2 protein-coding genes and 2 pseudogenes are annotated in these 2524 nt (G+C 48.8%); 2 read left to right on the forward strand and 2 right to left on the reverse strand.

Annotated elements, in window-relative coordinates:
- Positions 1-316: 316 nt before the first annotated feature.
- Positions 317-1143, reverse strand: a pseudogene (locus BRW63_RS26795) (IS5 family transposase).
- 73 nt (positions 1144-1216) lie between these two features.
- Positions 1217-1426: pseudogene (tnpA, locus tag BRW63_RS26800) on the reverse strand (IS200/IS605 family transposase); the annotation flags it as partial.
- 163 nt (positions 1427-1589) lie between these two features.
- Here tnpA and BRW63_RS26805 point away from each other — a divergent pair.
- Entirely contained in the window at positions 1590-2096 is a 507-nt protein-coding gene (locus BRW63_RS26805; protein WP_073075352.1) for a TnsA endonuclease N-terminal domain-containing protein, read from the forward strand.
- 189 nt (positions 2097-2285) lie between these two features.
- On the forward strand, positions 2286-2441 hold the full coding sequence (locus tag BRW63_RS28655; protein WP_181314515.1) for a hypothetical protein: 156 nt from the start codon (positions 2286-2288) through the stop codon (positions 2439-2441).
- Positions 2442-2524 lie beyond the last annotated feature (83 nt).

The following is a 2524-nucleotide window of genomic DNA, read 5'->3' on the forward strand; positions in this document are numbered from 1 at the left end:
GGCAACAGTCAAGAAAGGCTCAGAACCACACGGTCGATTGGCGATTTACCACCGCAGATGCTCGCGTCAAACTGAAGCGGCTTTATCCCTCAATTCAACCTTGACTCTCTACTAGGCTTGCATGAAAGACGAACCGGGATGATTTGTGTCGATAATTATCGGGCACGAGGACAACACAAAAGTGAAAGGGTGCTGTCTGATTTAGAAGCAGATATCCGCAGCTTAGTGGATGGACAGGCTCAGGCAGACCCAAAGTTTCAATCCACGTTCTTGTATACTCGCATCAGTGCTAGAGCCGTGCGAGCAGCCTTAGAGCCTAGCCGAAAACCTGAATTGCCCGCACCACAATACAAGCGCAGGATAAGTGCAGCCTTGCTAAATAATGTTCTGGCTTCTTCTCCCAGCGGATCAAAACCCGTCGAAATCGATTCATCCAGGAATGGGTTCTTTCGACTACCCACCTTCTCGCTCGGTAGTTCGGAATGTCATCAATAATTCGTTGTCCTTCGTCTCGCAGTGGAATGTGCCCAACATATCCCCATGCCTTGAGGATGTCTCTCACCTCATTGTAGTCATAGCCTTTGTCTAAGCAAAGATTTCGAGCTTCTCCTTCTGGACAGTCTTCCGGTACGATTCGTTGCGCTGCTAGCGTGGCTTCCGTCAATTTCATATCATGCCGATTTGCGCCTTCAATCACAATCGCTAGTGGAATGCCGTTGCCATCCGTTACACACACTCCGCTTCGTGCCAGACTTGCCTCGGTCTGTGGGATTACGCCCCGTTGCTTTTTCCCCCCAAGGGCGCTTTCACCATCGCCCCATCCATCGCGTTCCATTCCCACTCAATCCCCACCTCATCGGCGTACTGGTTTAACCCCGCTTCCCACATCCGCTCAAACACCCCGGCTTCTACCCATTCGCTGAATCGGTCATGCACGGTACTCGATGCCCCTAGACTCCTGGGAATTGCATTCCATTGACACCCCGTTCGCAGCACATAAAAGATGGCATTTAATGCCTGTCGATTCTCCATTCTCGGTCGTCCCCCTTTCGGCTTGGGGCGGTCGGCAGGAATCACAAAACTCACTCGTTCCCAAACTTCATCAGGCAGGAGAAACAATGGGTCAATTTCTGTGAAGGACATGGCTGATCAACGGCTGAAACACTCTGTAGCCAAGTATGTCATAGATTTAGAGGTTTTCGGCTAGGCTCTAAGTGGGGGGATACTCTATATGCATATGCACATGAGCCTTACTCACGACCCCTTTGAGAATCTTCACGTCTTCCGCGTCACAAATCTGCATAATCAGTTCTCGGCACCGTTTCTGAATCTCTCCTTTTAGTACTGGATAACGATTCTTCGTTACCCACACCAGATGTACCGTTAATTGGGTCACTGTATGACTCCCTCGACGCTGTTCTGCCATGATGGTTTTTCTCAAACCTACCATGTCACCCCGCTCAAGCCGTCGGGAACTGAGTAGCAACTAAAGTCTCCCACTAAAGTGGGTAGTTTCAACTAGCCTACTGGGACAATGAAAAGCGATGAGTTCCGGTTCCACGGTTGTAACTCTTCAGGAGGCTGCGAGGATGTTAAGCAGTCAAGCCTTTAACGATTGGTGCCAGCAGCTTCAAATTAATTCAGTTGCTCGTGCAGTGATTGAGCAAGTTCGGAGTGCTACGCCATCCCGCCAAGTTCAAGGACGGCGAAAGAATGTTTGCGGCAGCTATCCGAGTCGAAAGATGGGACTGACAATTCAGTTTGAGTCGCATCGCAATGAACTAGCCCGAATTCATGAACTTGAGCATGATACGACGGTTCTGGAATACTATGATCAACCGTCACCGATTGAATTAGTCTACTCGTCGAAAACTGGAAGGCGAATGCGGCATCAGTACACGCCTGATTTCTTTGTTTTGCGAACCGATGGCGTGGAATGGGAGGAGTGTAAGACCGAAGCAGATTTGATTAAACTCGCTCAAGAGAACTCAAATCGCTACTGCCAAGACGCACATAGGCAATGGGTGCGACCTCCATCCGATACATTGGAAAAAACCGATTACCTTTTGCTCCATAAGGGTTTTGAGTGCCTGTAAAATTGATCAATGAATAATCAAAAGGACTACTGTGAAATCGTTCAAAAACCTTATCAGCAGGAGGCTTGAGTCACTTTAGTATCAGGTAGAGGTCGCACCCATAGGCAATGGCATTGCCCACCAGGTGAAGCTTACGCTCAAGTCTTCGGCTTTCGATTTCGAGTTTGGTGCAATTGCGAGATCAACTGGGTGTTGCAAGATAACTGGCTGTGGCTTGAAGACTACATTGGAGTTGAAGTTCCGTCGCTATCCCCAACGGCTCTTAAAGCCTTACAGGAGCAGCTTCAGCAAATGCCTGGAATTTGTCTATCCGAGCTGGTAACTACTCAGCTTAAAAGAGTGTAAGAATTTGCGGAAACCCGTAAAAGTAACAGTCAGGTTCAAATCATTCTCAGTTCTGACGAGGCAAGCCCCTTGAATGATCCGAC

Source organism: Phormidesmis priestleyi ULC007 (assembly GCF_001895925.1).
GTDB classification, from domain to species: Bacteria; Cyanobacteriota; Cyanobacteriia; order Leptolyngbyales; family Leptolyngbyaceae; genus Phormidesmis_A; species Phormidesmis_A priestleyi_A.

Coding starts and splice junctions, on each gene's coding strand:
- BRW63_RS26805 (WP_073075352.1), top strand. CDS start 1,590: ATGTTAAGCAGTCAAGCCTTTAACGATTGGTGCCAGCAGCTTCAAATT.